Source organism: Thermocaproicibacter melissae (assembly GCF_024498295.1).
GTDB classification, from domain to species: Bacteria; Bacillota; Clostridia; order Oscillospirales; family Acutalibacteraceae; genus Thermocaproicibacter; species Thermocaproicibacter melissae.
Map to the genome: position 1 here is coordinate 60,188 of NZ_CP101827.1, position 18,782 is coordinate 78,969.

General features: G+C 51.6%; 17 protein-coding genes and 2 pseudogenes. 7 read left to right on the forward strand and 12 right to left on the reverse strand.

Annotated features, from left to right (window positions below):
* Nucleotides 1-4: 4 nt before the first annotated feature.
* From NOG13_RS00280 to NOG13_RS00320, 9 genes are all read right to left on the reverse strand, one after another.
* Nucleotides 5-526 (reverse strand): hypothetical protein, encoded by a 522-nt coding sequence (locus NOG13_RS00280; protein WP_283110330.1) that lies wholly within the window; start codon nt 524-526, stop codon nt 5-7.
* Between the two features lie 11 nt (nt 527-537).
* Entirely contained in the window at nt 538-1,146 is a 609-nt protein-coding gene (locus NOG13_RS00285; RefSeq protein WP_283110331.1) for an HAD family hydrolase, read from the reverse strand.
* A 29-nt stretch (nt 1,147-1,175) separates the two neighbouring features.
* On the reverse strand, nt 1,176-1,601 hold the full coding sequence (gene ruvX / locus NOG13_RS00290; RefSeq protein ID WP_283110332.1) for a Holliday junction resolvase RuvX: 426 nt from the start codon (nt 1,599-1,601) through the stop codon (nt 1,176-1,178).
* Nucleotides 1,598-2,275 carry a histidine phosphatase family protein gene (locus NOG13_RS00295; protein WP_283110333.1) on the reverse strand — a complete coding sequence of 226 codons (678 nt, stop codon included), beginning with the start codon at nt 2,273-2,275 and terminating at the stop codon, nt 1,598-1,600. The genes ruvX and NOG13_RS00295 overlap by 4 nt, the downstream gene beginning before the upstream one ends.
* 133 nt (nt 2,276-2,408) lie before the next feature.
* Nucleotides 2,409-3,320, reverse strand: coding sequence for a dihydroorotate dehydrogenase (locus NOG13_RS00300; RefSeq protein WP_283110334.1), 912 nt, complete (start codon nt 3,318-3,320; stop codon nt 2,409-2,411).
* Nucleotides 3,321-3,353: 33 nt separating this feature from the next.
* The gene (locus NOG13_RS00305; RefSeq protein WP_283110335.1) at nt 3,354-4,121 is read right to left on the reverse strand and encodes a dihydroorotate dehydrogenase electron transfer subunit; all 768 of its coding nucleotides are present in this window, start codon (nt 4,119-4,121) and stop codon (nt 3,354-3,356) included.
* Nucleotides 4,118-5,050, reverse strand: a complete 933-nt coding sequence (gene pyrF / locus NOG13_RS00310) for an orotidine-5'-phosphate decarboxylase (RefSeq protein ID WP_283110336.1) — start codon at nt 5,048-5,050, stop codon at nt 4,118-4,120. Before pyrF ends, NOG13_RS00305 begins: the two co-directional genes overlap by 4 nt.
* Before the next feature lie 88 nt (nt 5,051-5,138).
* The gene (locus tag NOG13_RS00315) at nt 5,139-6,416 is read right to left on the reverse strand and encodes a dihydroorotase (RefSeq protein ID WP_283110337.1); all 1,278 of its coding nucleotides are present in this window, start codon (nt 6,414-6,416) and stop codon (nt 5,139-5,141) included.
* A gap of 26 nt (nt 6,417-6,442) precedes the next feature.
* Complete coding sequence (locus NOG13_RS00320) at nt 6,443-7,210, reverse strand: YdcF family protein (RefSeq protein ID WP_283110338.1); 768 nt, start codon at nt 7,208-7,210, stop codon at nt 6,443-6,445.
* A 180-nt stretch (nt 7,211-7,390) separates the two neighbouring features.
* On the opposite strand from NOG13_RS00320, the gene serC reads away from it, so the two are divergent.
* Both serC and NOG13_RS00330 read left to right on the forward strand, forming a co-directional pair.
* Entirely contained in the window at nt 7,391-8,476 is a 1,086-nt protein-coding gene (gene serC, locus NOG13_RS00325; protein ID WP_283110339.1) for a 3-phosphoserine/phosphohydroxythreonine transaminase, read from the forward strand.
* A gap of 31 nt (nt 8,477-8,507) precedes the next feature.
* Nucleotides 8,508-9,671: a phosphoglycerate dehydrogenase gene (locus NOG13_RS00330; RefSeq protein WP_283110340.1), complete on the forward strand. Its 1,164-nt coding sequence runs from the start codon at nt 8,508-8,510 to the stop codon at nt 9,669-9,671.
* Nucleotides 9,672-9,749: 78 nt separating this feature from the next.
* Here NOG13_RS00330 and NOG13_RS00335 read toward each other — a convergent pair whose 3' ends face one another.
* Nucleotides 9,750-10,445 carry an SGNH/GDSL hydrolase family protein gene (locus tag NOG13_RS00335; protein ID WP_283110341.1) on the reverse strand — a complete coding sequence of 232 codons (696 nt, stop codon included), beginning with the start codon at nt 10,443-10,445 and terminating at the stop codon, nt 9,750-9,752.
* A gap of 232 nt (nt 10,446-10,677) precedes the next feature.
* On the opposite strand from NOG13_RS00335, the pseudogene NOG13_RS00340 reads away from it, so the two are divergent.
* The 4 genes and pseudogenes from NOG13_RS00340 to NOG13_RS00355 all read left to right on the forward strand — a co-directional run.
* Nucleotides 10,678-11,340, forward strand: a pseudogene (locus NOG13_RS00340) (response regulator transcription factor); the annotation flags it as partial.
* A gap of 69 nt (nt 11,341-11,409) precedes the next feature.
* Nucleotides 11,410-11,748, forward strand: a pseudogene (locus tag NOG13_RS00345) (ATP-binding protein); the annotation flags it as partial.
* Between the two features lie 132 nt (nt 11,749-11,880).
* On the forward strand, nt 11,881-12,648 hold the full coding sequence (locus NOG13_RS00350; protein ID WP_283110342.1) for an ABC transporter ATP-binding protein: 768 nt from the start codon (nt 11,881-11,883) through the stop codon (nt 12,646-12,648).
* The gene (locus tag NOG13_RS00355) at nt 12,638-14,710 is read left to right on the forward strand and encodes an ABC transporter permease (protein ID WP_283110343.1); all 2,073 of its coding nucleotides are present in this window, start codon (nt 12,638-12,640) and stop codon (nt 14,708-14,710) included. The genes NOG13_RS00350 and NOG13_RS00355 overlap by 11 nt, the downstream gene beginning before the upstream one ends.
* A 98-nt stretch (nt 14,711-14,808) precedes the next feature.
* Here NOG13_RS00355 and NOG13_RS00360 read toward each other — a convergent pair whose 3' ends face one another.
* Both NOG13_RS00360 and NOG13_RS00365 read right to left on the reverse strand, forming a co-directional pair.
* Nucleotides 14,809-16,761: a DUF2207 domain-containing protein gene (locus NOG13_RS00360; RefSeq protein ID WP_283110344.1), complete on the reverse strand. Its 1,953-nt coding sequence runs from the start codon at nt 16,759-16,761 to the stop codon at nt 14,809-14,811.
* The gene (locus NOG13_RS00365) at nt 16,761-17,318 is read right to left on the reverse strand and encodes a LemA family protein (RefSeq protein WP_283110345.1); all 558 of its coding nucleotides are present in this window, start codon (nt 17,316-17,318) and stop codon (nt 16,761-16,763) included. The genes NOG13_RS00360 and NOG13_RS00365 overlap by 1 nt, the downstream gene beginning before the upstream one ends.
* A gap of 231 nt (nt 17,319-17,549) precedes the next feature.
* Here NOG13_RS00365 and NOG13_RS00370 point away from each other — a divergent pair, with 231 nt between their 5' ends.
* The gene (locus NOG13_RS00370; RefSeq protein WP_283110346.1) at nt 17,550-18,500 is read left to right on the forward strand and encodes an L-lactate dehydrogenase; all 951 of its coding nucleotides are present in this window, start codon (nt 17,550-17,552) and stop codon (nt 18,498-18,500) included.
* The last annotated feature ends 282 nt before the right edge of the window (nt 18,501-18,782 follow it).

An 18,782-nucleotide genomic window follows, 5' to 3' on the forward strand; every position in this document is an offset into this window, starting at 1 on the left:
TTATTTATTCGTTTACCTTTCGCTTTGCAAAAATCTCGCTATTGACCTTCCAGTTTCCGTCTTCTGCTAGGGTCATGTTGCACCAATGGAACGTGTTTTCCGTAATATCGGAAAACACCCACTTTTCCTGTTCTCCTACCACATGGCACTCAATCTTCTCCGCGACCTTATGGATTTCGAGCCGCTTCATATATTGCTTGCACGCATAAACCATGTCATAGCATTTTTTCTCCGCATTGAACATTCGGAGCGCTACACCGTACTCCGCATCCGGCTGGGGATCTGTATCGCGTGTCGTACGCAACGGGCAGATGAAGAGATCCTCAATGCCTGTCCCCTCTAAAACGCGGCGGAACAGCCATTCGCCTTTTACATGGCGCTTTTCCGAAGGGTTCGCTACACCGAAGGAATCCCAGTAATCGAAATCCCAATCTCCAATCAGCGGTGTGTACCAGTCATATTCCTCCGGAATGGCATCCGCCCGTCCTTCTGCCAAAAGCGCCTTTACAAATTCTTCCTCCCGCATACTTTTTCTCCTTATATTTTTATATTCTCCTTGCGGAGCGCGTCCTTAAGTGCTTCGATATCCATTTCAAAAACAAAACCCTTCATGCCGAGTGCTTCGCCTGCCCGGATATTTTCTTCGCGGTCATCGATAAAGAAGCACTCCTCCGGCTTAAGGCGAAACCGCTCAAACAGCGAGCGGTAGATATCGGGTTCCGGTTTCAGCTGCCGGACATCAGAGGAAACAATCATGCCGTCAAAATACTTCATGGCCGGGATGCGGCGGTAAAAGCGGTAAAACCGGGGACTCATGTTGGAAAGAAGATAAATGCCGTAGCCGTTTGACTTGAGCGAGCTGACCAGCTCTTCCATGTCGGGCAGAGGCTGCGGCATTTCGTCCCAATGCTCGTAAAGCCAACGCGTGACCTCGTGAAGGCGCTGCGGCACCCGACTGAGAACCAGCGCAAGATATTCCTCTTCCGTTATAATTCCGCGGTCCGTCAGTTCCCATTCTTCCGCACCGAACAGCTCCCGATTGACCAGTTCGGCATCTGCTTCTTTGGGGCAATATTTTCTTACGAATTTTTCCGGTTCGTAAGTAAACAAGACTCTTCCCATGTCAAAAACCACATTGCGAATCATGTTCCCATTCCCCTCTCCCCCAAAAAGCGTCACGGCGCATGTCCATTACGCCGAAGCAGCAGATAATCCTGCAGAATCACGGTCGCAGCGACGGCGTCTACCACAGCCTTGCGCTTCTTTCCTCGCGTGTTGGTATCGTTCAGATAGTTATGAGCCGTAATGGTTGTGCCGCGCTCATCCTGCATGACAACAGGAATCTTAGAATATTCCTGCAGGCTTTGGGCAAAAGCGCGGGCGTTCTGCGCACTTTCTCCCTCGGAACCGTCCATGTTGCGCGGCAACCCGACTACGATTCTGCCGACCCCGAGGCGCTTTGCTTCTTCGGTTACCCGTTCAAGAAGCTTCTGGCGGTTCCATTCCTCCACAACGCAAAGGGGCGAAGCGAGGATTTCCTGTTCGTCGCAGACGGCGAGGCCGGTTCGTGCCTTGCCAAGGTCAACCGCAAGAATTCTCATGGCGCCACATCCTTTATCATGCGTACTTTCCCGTCTTTCAAAGGGCGGCGGTAAACGGAAAGCTCCGGCGGAATATGCGAAGCGTCGTTCATGCGGACGACATTCGCCTTGCCATTCTCAAACTCGATGACGGTAACGGCGGTGTTGTCACACCATGGGATTTCCCCCATCTCGCTCAGCGGTTTGCCGAGCGCTCGGCAAAGCAGCGAGCGGATTGCGCAGCCGTGCGATACGGCGCAGACTGTTTTGCCGTCGTTTGCTTTCGCGATTTCAAGCGCTGTCTGCCACATACGCTCGCACACATGGGCAATTGCTTCGCCGCCGGGAGCCTGAAAATCGCCGGGATTCTCGTTCCAGACACGCAGCATCTCGGGGCCTTCCGCTTCAATGTCGGCCCACGAACGGCCCTCCCAATCACCCATGTCGATTTCGACGAGGCCTTCGTTTTTTATGATTTCAAGCCCGTGGTAGCGGTTAATGGCCTGCGCTGTCTTAAAGGCGCGCTGCAGCGGGCTGGAGTAGATTGCAGCAAACGGCACATTCCTCAGGCGGAGGCTCACAAGCTCCAGCTGCTTTGCGCTGTTGCCGCTGATATCACAGTCCGATCGCCCCTGCAGGATGCCTTTCGTATTTCCTTCTGCTTCACAGTGCCTTACAAAATAAATGGTTGTCATTTTTTCGACTTCTTTCTCTGGATTCTTTCACAGCTTGTTTCGCTGTGACTCATGGCATGATGTTTTCTACATTCTTGGCAGTTTCCGTGGCGGACACAATTTTTGCGCGGGCAAGGGCAGGATTCGTTTTTCTCTACCATTCTTCCATCCCTCCCGTCAACTCCGTAACACTTGCAATCTTGTTTTCCTTGAGGTATTGCTCCAGACCTTCCACGATTTTTACCGGTGCGTATGGGTCGCGGAACAAAACGGTGCCGATTTGCACGGCAGACGCGCCTGCAAGCATCATCTCCACGGCGTCGCTCCATGTGCTCACGCCGCCCATGCCGACAATCGGGATTTTCACCCTCTTATATGCCTGCCGCACCATGCGAACCGCAACCGGAAATACAGCCGGGCCGGAAAGGCCGCCTGTGTTATTCCGCAGAATCGGGCGGCGGGTCTTAATGTCAATGCGCATGCCAGTGAGGGTGTTAATCATGGAAATGGCGTCGGCTCCAGCGCTCTCCGCCGCAGCAGCCATCTCGCCGATATCCGCCACATTTGGCGAAAGCTTCACCATCAGCGGCTTGCGGCAGTGTTTCCGCACCGCAGCGGTTATCCCTTCCACGCCGGCACAGGTCGTGCCGAACTGCACGCCGCCCTGCTTTACGTTCGGGCAGGAGATGTTGAGTTCAATCATATCGACCGATGAATCGGAAAGTTTCTCGGCCATCGCGCAGTAATCCTCCGGCGTGTTGCCCGCGATGTTCGCAATCACAACGGTTCCCTGCTGCCGCAGCCACGGCAGGTCTTCTTTGATGAAATGCTCCACACCCGGGTTCTGCAGACCGACGGAATTGAGCATTCCGCCCGGCGTTTCCGCGATGCGCGGCGGCGGGTTGCCTGGTCTTTCTTTTAAGGTAATACCCTTGCAGGAGATTCCTCCGAAAACCGAAAGCGGGTAGAATTCCGAAAATTCGCGTCCAAAGCCGACGGTTCCCGAAGCCGCGATAACCGGATTTTGAAATTCCACGCCCGCGATGGTAACGTTCAGATTTGCCATAGCAATACTCCGTTTCTGTTGGATTGTGCTTAGCTAAGTAAGGAACAACTGCGTGCTCCGGAACACCGGGCCGTCTTTGCAGACATGGCCGTAATGCTCCTCGCCGTCCGGGCCGCGCAGCTTTACCGCGCAGCCGAGGCATGCACCGATTCCGCAGGCCATGCGCTCTTCGAGCGACACTTGGCAGGGCACTCCTCGCTCTTCCGCGATGCGGCAGACGGCACGGAGCATCGGCAGCGGCCCGCAGGCAAAAATCTCATCGAATTCGAGGCCCTGCATAAGCTCCGCCGCATTGCCGCGGCGACCGAGTGAACCGTCATCCGTAGCAAGAAGCACTCGGCATCCGGCAGCTTCAAAATCTTCTTTCAGGATCACCGCGCTTTTCGTGCGAAAGCCGGCCACGAGAATGGCATTTTTCCCGAAAGGCTGCGCCGCCGCAAGCAAAGGCGGCAGCCCGATGCCCCCGCCCACAAAAATCACGCGGCGGTTTGTGTCACCGAGGTCGTAGCCCTTCCCGAGCGGTGCCAGAATGTCCAGCGCTTCACCGGGCTCAAAGCCGGCAAGAATCCTCGTCCCTTCGCCGCGCACCTGAAACACGAAGCGGAGCGTATGCCTTGCTCGGTCAATTTCACAGACGGAAATGGGGCGGCGCAGCGTCTTGCCCGGCACGGCAATCTGCGCAAACTGCCCCGGCTGTGCGGCGTCGGCAAGCGGGCCGGCCTCTACGGTAAAATCGTAAACGTCCTGTGTCAGCTTTTCTTTCCGAAGAATCGTGCAGGAACGCACGTCATATTTTTTCACAGGCGAATCTCACCCACCTGCCTGAGAATTTCGTTGCGCATGAGAATTGCCTCTTTCCGCGCGCAGTCGGCGTACTCTTCCTGCGGTGCACCCTGCTTCTTCCACGCACACAGAATGGAGCGGGATGCGTTGATAACAGCGCCGAGGCCGTTGTTGTCAAACGCGGGGGCAACATCTTCCGCGCCGCCGCCCTGTGCGCCGTAGCCCGGTACCAAGAAGAACGTGTGCGGCAGGATTTCGCGAAGCTGGCGCAGCTGCATAGGCCATGTCGCGCCTACAACGGCGCCGACGCCGGAATACCCGTATTTGCCCGGCACCTTGCTGCCCCACTCTTCGCAGAAGAGGCCCAGCGCTTCATAAAGGGTTTTGCCGCTTTCCAATCTCTGGTCCTGAAGTTCGCTGGATGACGGGTTCGAGGTTTTGGCAAGGACAAAAATTCCCTTGTCTTTTGCCTTACAGACTTCCGTCAGCGGGAGAATTCCGTCTGTGCCAAGATAGCCGTTCACCGTGAGCGCATCGGCGCAGAACGCTTCCATATCTTCGCCGCCGACCTGCGTCGTGCCGAGCCAAGCAGATGCGTAAGCCTGCATGGTCGTGCCGATATCGTTGCGCTTTCCGTCCACAATGACAAACAGGCCTTTTGACTTCGCATAAGAGATGGTTTCCGCCAGCGCTTTCATACCCTGCCAGCCGTACATCTCGTAATAGGCACACTGCGGCTTGACTGCAGGAACAATATCCGCCAGCGCATCAATGATGTGTTTGTTGAATTCCAGAATCGCGGCGGCGGCACCGGCAAAATTGCATCCGTGCTCGGCAAATGCCTTTTCGCGATCGGATTCCGGAATGTACTCAAGCTTCGGGTCCAGACCTACGACTGTTGGGTTCTGCAGTTCAGCGATTTTCTCAATCAGCCTGTCAAATGCCATTAGGGAATTCTCCTTTTCACAAGATTCGGGGTTATATAACAAATCCCCGCCCCGCGCTGTGCGAACGCACGGCGGAGCGAAGACTCTTTCAGCTCATACCATTATAAACGATTCTGCCGCCGCAAACCGTCAGTTTCACGCGGCCGACCAGTTCACGGCCTTTGAACACGGCATTGCGGCTTTTTCCGTGCAGTTTTTCCGGGCAGACCGTCCACTTTTCCTTTGGGTCAAATAAGACAATATCCGCGTCCACTCCCTTTTGCAGAGTACCGGCGGGAATTCCGAGAATCCGAGCGGGCGAAATTGTCATCAGCCGAAGAAGCTGCAGCAGTGTCAACACGCCGCGTTCTACCAAAAAGGTAATGCCCGCCGCGAGGCTTGTTTCCATGCCGATGGCTCCGTTCGGAGCAAAGAGAAAATCCGCCTTTTCCTGCGGCGTATGCGGCGCATGGTCGGTGGCGATTGCGTCAATGGTGCCGTCGCGCAGCCCCTCGCACACGGCAAGCCTGTCTTCTTCGGTGCGAAGCGGCGGGCTCATGCGGTAATCCGCATCGCGCTTTCGGAGCTCCTGCTCCGTCAGTGCAAAATAATGCGGGGCGGTTTCCGCGGTTACCGGAACACCCCTCCGCTTCGCGTCGCGAATCATGGCGACGGAGTTTTTCGTGCTCACATGGCAAATGTGCACCGGAACATTGTATGCCGCGGCAAGGGCAATCTCCCGCGCGGCGCCGCAGTCCTCCGCGGCGGCGGGAACGCCCTTGACGCCGAGTTCTTTTGAAACTGCGCCTTCGTTCATTTTGCCGCCCGAAGAAAGCGAAAGATCCTCGCAGTGGGCACAGACAGCAAGGCCCAGTTTCGGTGCCGCTTTCATTGCCGCAGCCATAAGCGAAGATTTCAGCACCGGACGCCCGTCATCGCTCAGCGCAACGGCACCGGCTTCGCGCAGGGCGCGCCAGTCGCTCGGCTCTTTCCCTCCTAGGCCCTTGGAAATGGCCGCGGCGACGTAAACGTGCACATCGGCCGTTTTGGCCTTCTCCCGAATTTGGCGCACTGTTTCTGGGGAATCCACGGCTGGAACCGTGTTCGGCATGCAAAGAAGGCTCGTCACGCCGCCCGCCGCAGCCGCCCGGCAGCCGGAAAAGATATCTTCCTTTTCGGTCTGGCCCGGGTCGCGAAGATGAACGTGCATATCGACAAGCCCCGGAGCCGCAACCAAACCGGCTGCGCTGATTTCGCGTGTACCCTCGGGAAGCGGCAGGCCGCTGCCGATTTCCGCAATCTTTCCGTCAGAAATCAGAATGTCCCCGAGAAAATCGGCACCGGAAGCCGGGTCGATGATGCGGGCAGAACGGATGAGCAGTTTCATGTTACCTCCGATAAACTTCAGTATGTTTAACCCAGCAGCAGATACTTTGTCAAAGCGAGGACTTCCCGCGACCAGCAGGAAGAAAGAATATACCACGGTGTTTCGGCGGGAACCGCGTAAGCTTGAATTCCAACTTTTTTCGCAGTGTAGCAGGCCCGGAATACATGGTAATCGTCTGTCACGACGGCAAATGTTGTGCCGAGGCCATTGTCTTTTGCGAGTTTCAGGGAATACTCAAAATTCATGCGCGTGTTGGTAGACGTTTCTTCCGTCAAAATACGGGAAGGCTCAATCCCGTCTGCAACGAGAGCGTTTTTTATGGCGGACGCTTCCGTGACGCTTTCATATTTGCCCTGCCCACCGCTTGCGATGCATTTCGCCTGCGGGTGTTCTTTCAAGTAGGCAGAAGCCGTGTCGATGCGCGACTGCAGGTCAGCACTAGGCACGTCGCCGCGCACCATGCTTCCAAGCACAATGACCGGAGCGTCCGGCGGCGGTGTCTGGAAGGAAACCGAGAGCATACAAGCCGTCATGGCGGCGGTCCATGCAGCACCGGCGCACAGCAGTGCCACAACGGTGCGAAGGACAATTTTTACTCCACGGGAATGCTTGGCCGCTTCTTTGAAATTTTTCCAGAACAGCGCCAACACAATCAGCACAAAACACACGGCAAGGCCACACCCGTTGCCGATGTTCAGGATTCTGCAAAGGACATAGGGAATCAGAAACCACATCGCTCCGGCGGCGGCTGCAAGAGAAAGGATAATCTGCCACGGGGAAAATTTTCGATTCATTTTTCTCACCTTGGTAATTATACCATACTTCCCCTATCCTGTCATTTACAATAATTTAACATAAAATATGAAAATAGCATTTGAAAATCCTTATTCTTCATCAATTGACATTGCTAAATCGGAACACTATAATGAAACTATTAATTCTTAAAAATTCAAAATTATATTAGGAGGTACATCATGAAACGAGTTTATAACTTCTCTGCAGGCCCGTCTATGTTGCCTGAACCTGTCCTCCGCCGTGCCGCGGAAGAAATGCTGGACTATAAAGGCAGCGGACAGTCGGTTATGGAGATGTCTCACCGATCTAAAATTTTTGAAGACATCATCCAGTCTGTGGAGAGTTTGCTCCGCAGCGTGATGAATATCCCCGATAATTATAAAGTTCTGTTCCTTCAGGGCGGCGCCTCAACGCAGTTTGCCATGGTTCCGCTGAACCTGATGAGCCGCAGCAAGAAGGCCGATTATGTTCTGACCGGCCAGTGGGCCACCAAGGCCTACAAGGAAGCTGCCCGCTATGGCGAGGTCAACGTTGTTGCATCTTCCAAAGACAAAACTTTCACTTATATTCCGAAACTAGACCCCGCAACATTCACAAAGGACGCCGATTATTTCTACATCTGCATGAACAACACAATCTACGGAACCATGTATCATACACTGCCGGAAACCGGAGATGTGCCTCTTGTAGCGGATGTTTCCTCCTGCATTTTGAGCCAGCCGATTGACGTTACGAAATTTGGACTGCTCTTTGCCGGCGCACAGAAAAACATGGGCCCTGCGGGTCTTACGGTTGTCATCATCCGTGAGGACCTCATCGGTAAGGCAATGGACATTACTCCCATCATGCTCAACTACAAGACTCACGCTGACAACGGCTCCATGTTCAACACCCCGCCGTGCTATTCCATTTATATGTGCGGCCTTGTTCTCGACTGGCTGAAAAACACAATCGGCGGTTTGGAAGAGATGGAGAAAATCAACCGCAAAAAAGCCGGTATTCTCTACGATTTCCTCGACAACTCCAAGCTGTTCCACGGAACCGTTGTGAAGGAAGACCGTTCGCTGATGAACATTCCGTTTGTAACGGGCGATGAAGCAATGGACAAGAAGTTCATTGCTGCCGCAGAGGAAAACGGCTTCGTCAACCTCAAGGGCCACCGCACCGTCGGCGGTATGCGTGCATCCCTTTACAACGCGATGCCGGTAGAAGGCGTTGAAAAGCTCGTCGACTTTATGGCTAAGTTTGAAAAAGAAAACGCATAAATGCGCAGGGTGATAAGGGAGTACGATGGAAATGTACAAAATTAAATGCCTGAATAAAATCTCGCCCGCCGGCCTCGCAAAATTCGGCGAAGGGTACACGGTCGGCACCGATGTTGAAGATTATGACGCCATTATGGTCCGCTCCGCTTCGATGCACGAGATGGAGTTTCCGAAAAGCCTGCTCGCCATTGCGCGCGCGGGTGCAGGCGTAAATAACATTCCGCTTGACAAATGCACCGAAAACGGAATTGCCGTGTTCAACACGCCCGGTGCAAACGCAAACGCCGTGAAAGAACTCGTCATTGCCATGCTGCTGCTTTCTTCGCGCAAGATTGTCCCCGCCATTGAATGGGCAAAGACGCTGAAGGGAACCGGCGACGTTGCAAAGCTGGCTGAAAAAGGAAAAAGCCAGTTCGTCGGGCCGGAAATCGCAGGCAAGACGCTCGGCGTCATTGGCCTCGGTGCCATCGGCGCTCTCGTTGCTAATGCGGCGCACTCGCTCGGCATGGAAGTTTACGGCTACGATCCATATCTTTCGGTGGACGCGGCGTGGAGACTTTCCCGCGCCATCAAGCATGCCCGTTCGCTGGATGAAATCTACGCAAACTGCGACTATATCACCATTCACGTTCCGCTTGTGCCGGAAACCAAGAACACTTTCTGCGCCGAATCCATCGCTAAGATGAAAGACGGCGTTCGCCTTCTGAACTTCGCACGCGGCGAGCTTGCTGACACGAAGGCAATTTTGGACGGTCTGCATTCCGGCAAGATTGCACGCTATGCCACCGACTTCCTCGATGATGCACTTCTCGGGGAAGAAAACGTGATTGCGGTTCCGCACCTCGGCGCTTCTACGCCGGAATCGGAAGACAACTGCGCTTGCATGGCCGCTTCTGAGCTGATTGAATACCTCGAAAACGGCAACATCCACAACTCCGTCAATATGCCCGCGGTTTCCATGCCGCGCAGCGGATGCACCCGCATTTGCCTCATTCACCGCAATATTCCGAACACCATCAGCAGGCTTTCTGGTTTGCTCGCCCAAGCCGGCATCAACATTGAGGATATGCAGAGTAAGGCGAAGAAAGATTACGCCTACACCATTCTCGATGTCACCGGCGCGGTTTCCGAAGAGACCGGAGCCCATCTGGAAGCCCTGCCGGAAATCATCCGCGCACGTATTCTCAAACCGTAAAACCATAATACGGGCAGGGAAATCCCTGCCCGTTTTTTCGATGAAAAAAGCCTTCGGAAATTTTCCGAAGGCTTTTCTTCAACCTGCCAGCAGACGGTTCCTGCTGACTTCTTCTTCAATGATTCGGGCGATCAGCGCATGGCCCTGCTCGTTCGGGTGAATTCCGTCCTCACAAATCAGTTTCTGGTAATGGCACGTTTCCAGGAACGCGCTGCTGATGTCAATAAGCGGTACGCCGGCTTTGACGGCGACACGCATCACCGCTACGTTATACATCTCATGCCAGCGGTAAATTCGCTCCACATCGCCGAGCCAGCTCAGGATATTTTGGGCATTCAATCCGCGGGAAATCCACGCGAAATAGCGTTTCGCGTCAATCGGCGGCAAAGAGAGAATCACCGGCCTGCTGCCCGCATTTCTCACATCGCGAACCATTTGCAGGTACGCCTGCTCAAAGAGGGAAATCGGCGTTTTGGGAAGGTGATTATCCTGCGGGGCTTCGGAGACTTCTGGCCAGTTGAAGTCGCTGTCGTTCCCGCCGTATTCCAGCGCCACATAATCGAAATCTTTCAGCTCGCCGATATGCTTCGCAAGCGTTCTCTGCCCTTTCACAATGGTGCTGCCGAAGTGGGAATAATTCTTGACCGCAAAATGTTTCTCCGCCTGAACGCGGTTTACAAAGCTATCCCGCAGGATGACATATTTTTTTGAACTGCTGTCAAGCACAACTCCTTTCGCCACGGAATCGCCGAAAATGCAGACGGAGTTAATCATCCTTCACACCCGCTCTCTATCTATTTCTGTTAATCATTACTTTATTATCTAGTGTTAGAAACTATATTATGTTAGAAACTATATTATATAATATTAACTTTGTCAATAGCATTCCCAAAACAAATTCAGTTATTCATTACAGAATGAATTTTGGATAATTTTTCTTAATGCACAAAAATTGCTTTGGAGAGCGGAAAAGCGTAAAATAACCGTAGACAAAGGAGTGAAAAACATGCCGACCGTGTTTCTTGTGGAAGATGATGCAGCCATCCGCAGCGAGCTTTCGCTTCTGCTGAACCGATATGGCTATGAATGTATTACTTCGGACGATTACGCGCACATGGCGGATGTTATTTTGCAGGCTGCGCCTCAGCTTGTCCTGCTTGATATTAACCTGCCCGTCTGCGACGGCTACTGCATCTGCCGGGAACTGCGCCGGCGTTCTCAGATTCCCGTGATTATCGTGACGAGCCGTGACAGCGACGCCGACGAGCTAATCAGCATGAACCTCGGCGCGGACGACTTCATTACAAAGCCATACAACACGCAGATTCTGCTTGCCCGCATTGCCGCCGTGATGAAGCGCGCCTACCCTACCGCACCGCCGCAGATTCTCGAACATCGGGGCCTGCAGCTGAATATTTCGCGCAGCGAGGCGCGCTGCGGGGATAAAACCGTGGAACTGACAAAAAACGAAATGAAGATTCTGCACATGCTCATCAGCAAGCGCGGTCAGATTGTAACCCGCGCGGAACTGATGAATGCGCTCTGGCAGACCGATGAATTTGTGGACGACAACACGCTAACCGTGAATGTAAACCGGCTGCGCAAAAAGCTCGAGGACCTCGGGCTGAAAGATTACCTGATTACAAAACGCGGACAGGGGTATCCTCTGCTGATTGCAAACGGAGTGAAAATCAAAACGGATTCGCTCGACCTGCCCGTGATGACCGATGCGAAATGGATGGAATTCATTCTCACCCAGCTGCTCAACAACTCCGTAAAATACCGCAGAAAGGACCCGGTAGTCCGCTTTTCCGGCATCGGTAGGAAAAACAGCGTCACACTGACGGTTACCGACAACGGTATCGGTATTCCGCAGAAAGACCTGCCGCGCATTTTTGACAAGGGATTCACAGGGGATAATGGGCGCCTCACGTCTGCAAAATCCACAGGGCTCGGGCTTTACCTGTGCAAACAGCTCTGCGACAAAATGGGGCTTTCCATATCCGTGGATTCCGAGGAAGGCAGTGGAACCGTTATTTCTATTGTTTTCCCCGTGAGCAGCATGTATTCGCATTAACATCGCCGCCCGGAACTTAAATCGGTTCCGGGCTTTTTGTTTTCTTACAATTTTGTAAGGCATTTGTAAGGGAATTCGATGGTACACACTGCGGAAAAAGGGTATGATGGGGCCAAAGAAAGGGGCATGAAAATGGAACAGATTTTAAAGGTAGAACATCTTGAAAAATATTACGGAACACGCGGCAACATCACGAAAGCCGTGGACGACATCAGTTTTGAAGTGCGAAAAGGTGAATTTCTCGGCATCATGGGCGCTTCCGGAAGCGGAAAAACGACATTACTGAACTGCCTTTCCACCATTGACGCCGCAACTTCCGGACATATCTTTCTGGAAGGCACCGACATCACCGCGCTGAAATCGAAACAACTTTCCCAGTTCCGCCGCACGAAGCTCGGCTTCATTTTCCAAGATTTCAACTTGCTTGATACCCTTACCGCGTATGAAAACATCGCGCTGGCGCTCACAATCATCGGAACACCTTCGTCGGAAATCGACTCCCGCGTGAGGCGTGTGGCTGATGAGCTGGAAATCGGGGACATTCTGCAAAAATACCCGTACGAAATCTCCGGCGGGCAGAAGCAGCGTGTTGCCTGCGCACGAGCCATTGTCACAAAGCCCTCGTTGATTCTCGCCGACGAGCCGACCGGCTCGCTGGACTCGAAATCTTCCCGCATGCTGCTGGAAAGCCTTGAAACTTTGAACAGCGACCTGCAGGCGACTATCCTGATGGTAACGCACGATGCCTTTACGGCAAGCTACTGCAGCCGTATTCTGTTCCTGCGCGACGGTAAGATTTTTGATGAGATTGTCCGCGGACAGGATTCCCGCAAGCAGTTCTTCGGCCGCATCATTGAGGTGCAGACGCTTTTGGGGGGCGACAACAGCAATGTTTTATAAACTCGCCGTTAAAAACGTCACCAAGAGTATGAAAGACTACACGGTATATTTTCTGACATTGATGTTCGGCGTGTGTCTTTTTTATATGTTCAATTCCATTGACTCGCAGACTGCCATGCTGCAGCTCAGTTCTTCGCAAAAGCAGGTATTGCAAACTCTAACGGAAATCATCGGTTATGTTTCCGTGTTCATCTCCGTTGTGCTCGGCTTTTTGATCGTTTATGCCAACGGCTTTCTGATGAAACGCCGCAAAATGGAGCTCGGCATCTATATGACGCTGGGTATGCCGAAGGGCAAAATTTCCATCATTATTATTGTGGAAACGCTGCTTATCGGCCTGATTTCCCTCGCCGTCGGCCTTGTTTTAGGTGTCTTTCTCTCACAGGGAATGTCCATACTGACCGCCAAACTGTTTGAAGTGAACCTCTCAAAATTCATCTTCACTTTTTCCAGCGAAGCCCTCTGGAAAACGCTTGTGTATTTCGGCGTCATCTTCCTTGTGGTCATGCTATTCAACACGGTTTCCGTTTCTAAGCTGAATCTCATTGACCTGCTAAGTGCTGCCCATAAAAACGAGAAGCTGCATATTCGGCGTCTCTGGGTTTCGGTCGTCATTTTCATCGTTTCTGTCGTCTGCCTCGGAACCGCATATTACCTTGTTGAAACTTACGGAATGCTTCAAATTTCGCCGCAGTTTATTTCTTGCCTGATTTTAGGCATCGTGGGAACGCTGTTGTTCTTTCTTTCGCTTTCCGGCTTTCTGCTCCGTGTCACGCAATCGAACAAAAAGCTGTATTTCAAAGGTCTCAATATGTTCGTGCTGCGGCAGTTTAACTCCAAAATTAACTCGACGTTTGTTTCCGTTTCCGTCATCTGTATCATGCTGCTCATCACCATTGGAACAATTTCCACCGGTCTAAGCCTAACGCGGATTATCAACCGTAACCTAGATGTAGCCACACCTTTCGATGCCTCACTGACTTACGTTTCCGAAGGATATTCTCAAATCTTCTTTGGAGATGAGGCGGAATCGACCAAACATGAAACTGCAAAAGAAGAGAATCTCGATATTACAGCAAATTTGAAAGCGGCCGGTTTTGACCTTGATAAATGGGCAAAAAGCTATGGCCAAATTTATATATATGTACGAAAAGATATTCCTTACGATGCATTGATTTCGGAAAGCAGCTTACCGCAAAGGCTGGCCGACTATTACGCCAACAATATGAAAGGCGTTTCGATGACGGCTATGTCACTCTCGGACTTCAATAAGATTCTGAAGCTGAAAGGGAAGAAAGAACTGGTTCTCAAAGAAAATGAGTACGCAGTAAACTGCCCAAGAGAAGACCTGTTACCATGCTACCAGAGTATCGTATCCTCCGGTAAAAAACTTACGATAAACGGGACAGAACTCTCTCCACTTTCCACCCTAATATCTGAAATGGACAGCGACGAAGGTTTCATGGAATGGGGAACTCTCATCCTTCCGGATTCGTACCTCAAAGGGATGAAACCCATACAGACGATTCTGAACATTCAGTTTAAACCCGAAACAGACAGCCACAAATTTAAGGAAACTATCTCAAGATTTGAGGGAGCTGATAAATGCTACACCGGAGTATTGTTAAAGTCAGAAATCTATGATTTTTATACGGGTTCAAAAACGACTGCCACATATATCACTCTTTACATCGGTCTAGTGTTTTTGATTGCTGCAGCGGCTGTTCTGGCCTTGCAGCAGCTTTCGGAGGCTTCCGACAATGCGGAGCGCTACGGCCTTCTGCGCAAGCTCGGCACGGAAGAAAAAATGATAAACCGCGCTCTGTTTCATCAAATCGCTTTGTACTTCCTGTTGCCGCTGTCTCTTGCAATCGTCCATTCCGCTGTGGGAATCCATGTAGTGAATCAGGCAATGATGGACGTAAACAACACGGATATTCTCGGCAGTCTTGTCGGAACAGCCTGTATTCTTGTGATTGTCTACGGAGCTTATTTCCTTGCTACGTACTTTGCCAGCAGAAGTATGATTCGGCAAAAGGACATTGCACGCAGAGTTGATTAATTCTTTTCCGAACACGCAGCAGCGCCGTCCGGTAAATTACCGGACAGCGCTGTTTTTGATTTGATTCTGCGGTTAATTAAGGTCGATTGGTAGGAATGTCAGCGGACACCGCCGCCGCCCCCGCCGAAGCCTCCGCCTCCTCCGCTGAAGCTACCGCCTCCGAAGCCGCTGCCTCCGCTGCTCGAAGAAGGATTTGCCAGGCGGGTTGCCGCTCTGCTGATGCTTCCGATGGTAGAAGTCAGCGAGGAGCCGAAATCGCTGCCCATAAAACTGTTGCTGTTTGAACCAAACATGTAATACATGTAGGTGCCGTTCCAGTTCGTGTACAGGTAATCATCATCGTTCAGCTGCGGGTACACCAAGCGCAGGTTTCTGCACACCTGACTTGAAATACCCATCATGGTCGCGTAGACAAGGTATTCCTCCCACAAAGGAAGCTGCGGAACATCGTATTCCTTCATGCGGGAAAACTCCAGCATAAATTTTTTTAGTCCCTGCCAAACCTGATATGCATATTCGCCCTTTTCCGTCAGTCTCGGGCGCAGGCATGCAGCAATGATAACCAGAACTGCTGCCACAATCATGCCGAGAGGCAGGTAAACCAACGTGTAATCCACTGCGGAGCTTATCGCCAAAACATTAATAGCTGCGATGAAGAGAAGGACAGAAGTGATGATGAGCGGCGCCGAAAAACGTCCCTTTTTCTGGAAATAGCCTCGATTGTCAAGTTCCTTATCCGCCGCGCTCAAAAACGTGTTGATGGTATCGAAAACATGTTTGTATTGCTTTCTCGCATATTTGCGGAAATCTTTCATTGTAAATTGGCCGCCGTTATTTTCCGCGACATCCTTCATCAAATCGTAAAAAATTTCCTCACTTTTGCTCAAAGGCTTTTTGTGGTATTCCTCGGGGGCAATGCCAATGGCATAATTTTTGCCGGTTCCCGAAAAAACGAGGTATCCCTTCTGAGCTAGGCTCATCAGTGTCGCGCTGAGCACACGGTCTTGGGCGACGTTTTTCACACCGCCGGAGTAATAGTAAAACAGTTTCGCGACGCCGGCCGGTGAATTTCCCTCCGGGATTTCACGGGTATATTCCGGCGCATCCACCCGGAACCTGCGGTTGTTGCGCGCGCGTACCGTGAGGATAACTATGCCTGTAGCAACGGCAAATAAACCGAGGCACACATCGAGGATTCCGAGGCGGCGTTCCCTTTCCTTCCGCTCCTGCGCCTTCCTTGCCCACTCTTGTTCTTCCGCCTGAATCGACTGCAAAGCAGAGGATTCCAGCTGCTTTGGAGAATCCGCAAACAGGCCCGTGGGCATGCAGACACGAACATCCACATAGGTGTTTGCGGGTATTTCTTTTGCGGAGAACGAAATCTGCGTGGCGGAGTTTATGCTAATTTGTCCGCTTGCGTCAGAGTGCATCCAGACCCGCAGGTCGTCCTTCTTTCCGCCTTCGGGAAGGCGGATAGTGCCGGTGAGCGAAGCAATCGGAATACTGAACTGATCCGGCACAAGGAATTGATACAGAACCGCTGTATCCTTGTAGACGCTCACGAGGTTCTTAATGGTGTAAGAGATTTTAAATGTGCGCACGCCGGAATCCATGGAAGGCATGAACCAGCCGAGTTCGGTTATTGCACCCGTTTTGTGGATATAGCAGGTGTTATCTTCATAGCTGCCGTTTTCCGGGTCAACATCGCCGATAAATTTGTACTGGCATTGTTCGTCTTCATCGTAAACGGTTAAATCCGTGATATCGTCCGCTTTTTCGGAGTCATTCTGAAAGGTGCGGTAAAAATTCTTATAAGGGCGGTCGCGCTCCTCAAGATTGACCCGCCATGTCTCCGTCATCTTCACATCGCCGTTTTTCTGCGGCTCCACCACGATGTTGAGCTGTTCCATCAGCTGCTCGGCGTCATCGCGGTAATCATCGCAGCCGGTGCAGGAAAGTACAAGCATAACAGCCGCAAGCGCAATCGCCGCAATCCGCAAGGTCCTGTGAAGACTGGGCTTTTTCCGCCACATTTTTCCTGTATGATCCATTAGAATTTCACCTGTGGAGCAGTTTGCACTGCGTCATCTGTCTCAAAGTATTTTCTTAGTGTAAAATGGAAAGCGGAAGCAATAATATTGGACGGAAAATGCATCACATATTCATTGTATTTCATGGCCGTATCGTTGTAAAACTGACGCGAAACGGCAATCTTTGTTTCAACATCCTGCAGTTGATGCTGTAAGTCGATGAAATTCTGGTTTGCCTTCAGGTCCGGATAATTCTCCGCCGTTGCAAACAGATTGACAATTGCGCGGGAAAGAGCGTTGTTCTTCTCAATTACTTCTTCCGGAGTCTTGGCGTTCATCGCCGCACTCCGCATTTTGGTGACCTCTTCGAGCGTAGATTTTTCGTGCGCCGCATATCCCTTTACAGTCTCCACGAGGTTCGGGATGAGGTCAAACCGCTTCTGCAGCTGAACGTAAACCTGTGACCAGCTGTTATCCACACGAACCGAAAAAGAAACCAAGCGGTTGTAACTGCTCACTACCCATATAATCAGAATGATTATGATTGCGCCGATAATTGCCCAAGGAAGCCATGGCATAATATTTTCCCCCTTCAATTTCTTATTTTAATAAGCATACAACATTTCCAGACTTTAGAAAAGAGTTTTTCTGCACTTACATACTATCATTTCTATTGTTCGGCCGGAATTTTCAGAAGCGCGTCAGAATAATTTTTCCGCTGTTTCCCATTCTAAGATAATGTGCTGTATGCCGATACCGTTTTGAGCGGCATCGGTTAAGTGATAAATTCCGGAAAGGATGAAACGCAAATGGTAGATTACAGAAAATGCGCCATGATTGGGTGCGGTTTTGTGGGTGCAAGTTCCGTCTTTGCCCTCATGCAGAGCGGTCTGTTCTCCGAGATGGTTCTCATCGACTCAAACAGAGACCGTGCCGAAGGAGAAGCAATGGACCTCAGTCATGGCCTCCCATTTGGCCGCCCGATGGAGATTTATGCCGGCGATTACTCCGACGTTGCGGGCTGTGGCCTTGTCATCATTACTGCCGGCGCAAACCAGAAACCGGGTGAAACTCGGCTTGACTTGGTGAACAAGAACGTCGCCATCTTTAAGCAGATTATCCCCGAAGTAGTGAAGCACAACACGGAATGCATCCTGCTGATTATCACCAACCCCGTAGATATTCTTACCTATGTTGCGCTGAAACTTTCCGGCTTTCCGCCGCAGCGAGTCATCGGCTCCGGTACTGTGCTCGACACTGCCCGTCTGAAATATCTCATCGGCCGGCGCCTTGGGGTGGACAGCCGCAGCGTGCACGCCTTCATCATCGGGGAACACGGCGACAGCGAGCTTGCCGTCTGGAGCAGCGCCAACATCTCCGGCATTGAGCTGAACCGGTTCTGCGAACAGAACGGCAATTTTGAATTTCGCAAGGCAGCGAACGAACTTTACACCGACGTGCGCGACAGCGCCTACACTATCATAAAAAAGAAGGGTGCAACATACTACGGCATCGCCATGTCGGTTCGACGCATTGCAACGTGCATCCTGCGCGACGAACATTCCATTCTGCCCGTTTCCAGTCTGATTCAAGGTCATTACGGCCTTGAGGGGCTTTGCATGGGTGTGCCTGCTATCGTGGGAAGCAAGGGCGTTGAAAAGGTTCTGGACATCAACCTCAGCGGCGAAGAACAGCTTGAGCTGATGCATTCGGCCGATGAACTGAAAAAGGTTCTCGCTTCCCTCGATTTGCCGAAATAACTTTGCGCGGCGGTTCACAGCGGACCGCCGTTTTCTATGCCCTCTTTCTTGAGTTTCAGAATAGATATATTTCTTAAAATTAATAAATTATTGTACATATGTTTACGCATTTTGCAAAATAATTTATAATCGGTAATTAGATCCAGCTAAAATCAAATTCATAAAATCACGAATTTCTTAATGAAAATCTTTCTGAAATGTCAATCTGCATGTTCAGAAACCGCCCCTGTGTCAGTAATCAAGATACCATATTTGGACTAGCATTCAGTACTATGCATCTTA

Excerpts from the sequence above, each read along its gene's own strand:
- NOG13_RS00280 (WP_283110330.1), bottom strand. The coding sequence starts at position 526 with ATGCGGGAGGAAGAATTTGTAAAGGCGCTTTTGGCAGAAGGACGGGCG.
- NOG13_RS00285 (WP_283110331.1), bottom strand. The coding sequence starts at position 1,146 with ATGATTCGCAATGTGGTTTTTGACATGGGAAGAGTCTTGTTTACTTAC.
- ruvX (WP_283110332.1), bottom strand. The coding sequence starts at position 1,601 with ATGAGAATTCTTGCGGTTGACCTTGGCAAGGCACGAACCGGCCTCGCC.
- NOG13_RS00295 (WP_283110333.1), bottom strand. The coding sequence starts at position 2,275 with ATGACAACCATTTATTTTGTAAGGCACTGTGAAGCAGAAGGAAATACG.
- NOG13_RS00300 (WP_283110334.1), bottom strand. The coding sequence starts at position 3,320 with ATGGCAAATCTGAACGTTACCATCGCGGGCGTGGAATTTCAAAATCCG.
- pyrF (WP_283110336.1), bottom strand. The coding sequence starts at position 5,050 with ATGGCATTTGACAGGCTGATTGAGAAAATCGCTGAACTGCAGAACCCA.
- NOG13_RS00315 (WP_283110337.1), bottom strand. The coding sequence starts at position 6,416 with ATGAAACTGCTCATCCGTTCTGCCCGCATCATCGACCCGGCTTCCGGT.
- NOG13_RS00320 (WP_283110338.1), bottom strand. The coding sequence starts at position 7,210 with ATGAATCGAAAATTTTCCCCGTGGCAGATTATCCTTTCTCTTGCAGCC.
- serC (WP_283110339.1), top strand. The coding sequence starts at position 7,391 with ATGAAACGAGTTTATAACTTCTCTGCAGGCCCGTCTATGTTGCCTGAA.
- NOG13_RS00330 (WP_283110340.1), top strand. The coding sequence starts at position 8,508 with ATGTACAAAATTAAATGCCTGAATAAAATCTCGCCCGCCGGCCTCGCA.
- NOG13_RS00335 (WP_283110341.1), bottom strand. The coding sequence starts at position 10,445 with ATGATTAACTCCGTCTGCATTTTCGGCGATTCCGTGGCGAAAGGAGTT.
- NOG13_RS00350 (WP_283110342.1), top strand. The coding sequence starts at position 11,881 with ATGGAACAGATTTTAAAGGTAGAACATCTTGAAAAATATTACGGAACA.
- NOG13_RS00355 (WP_283110343.1), top strand. The coding sequence starts at position 12,638 with ATGTTTTATAAACTCGCCGTTAAAAACGTCACCAAGAGTATGAAAGAC.
- NOG13_RS00360 (WP_283110344.1), bottom strand. The coding sequence starts at position 16,761 with ATGGATCATACAGGAAAAATGTGGCGGAAAAAGCCCAGTCTTCACAGG.
- NOG13_RS00365 (WP_283110345.1), bottom strand. The coding sequence starts at position 17,318 with ATGCCATGGCTTCCTTGGGCAATTATCGGCGCAATCATAATCATTCTG.
- NOG13_RS00370 (WP_283110346.1), top strand. The coding sequence starts at position 17,550 with ATGGTAGATTACAGAAAATGCGCCATGATTGGGTGCGGTTTTGTGGGT.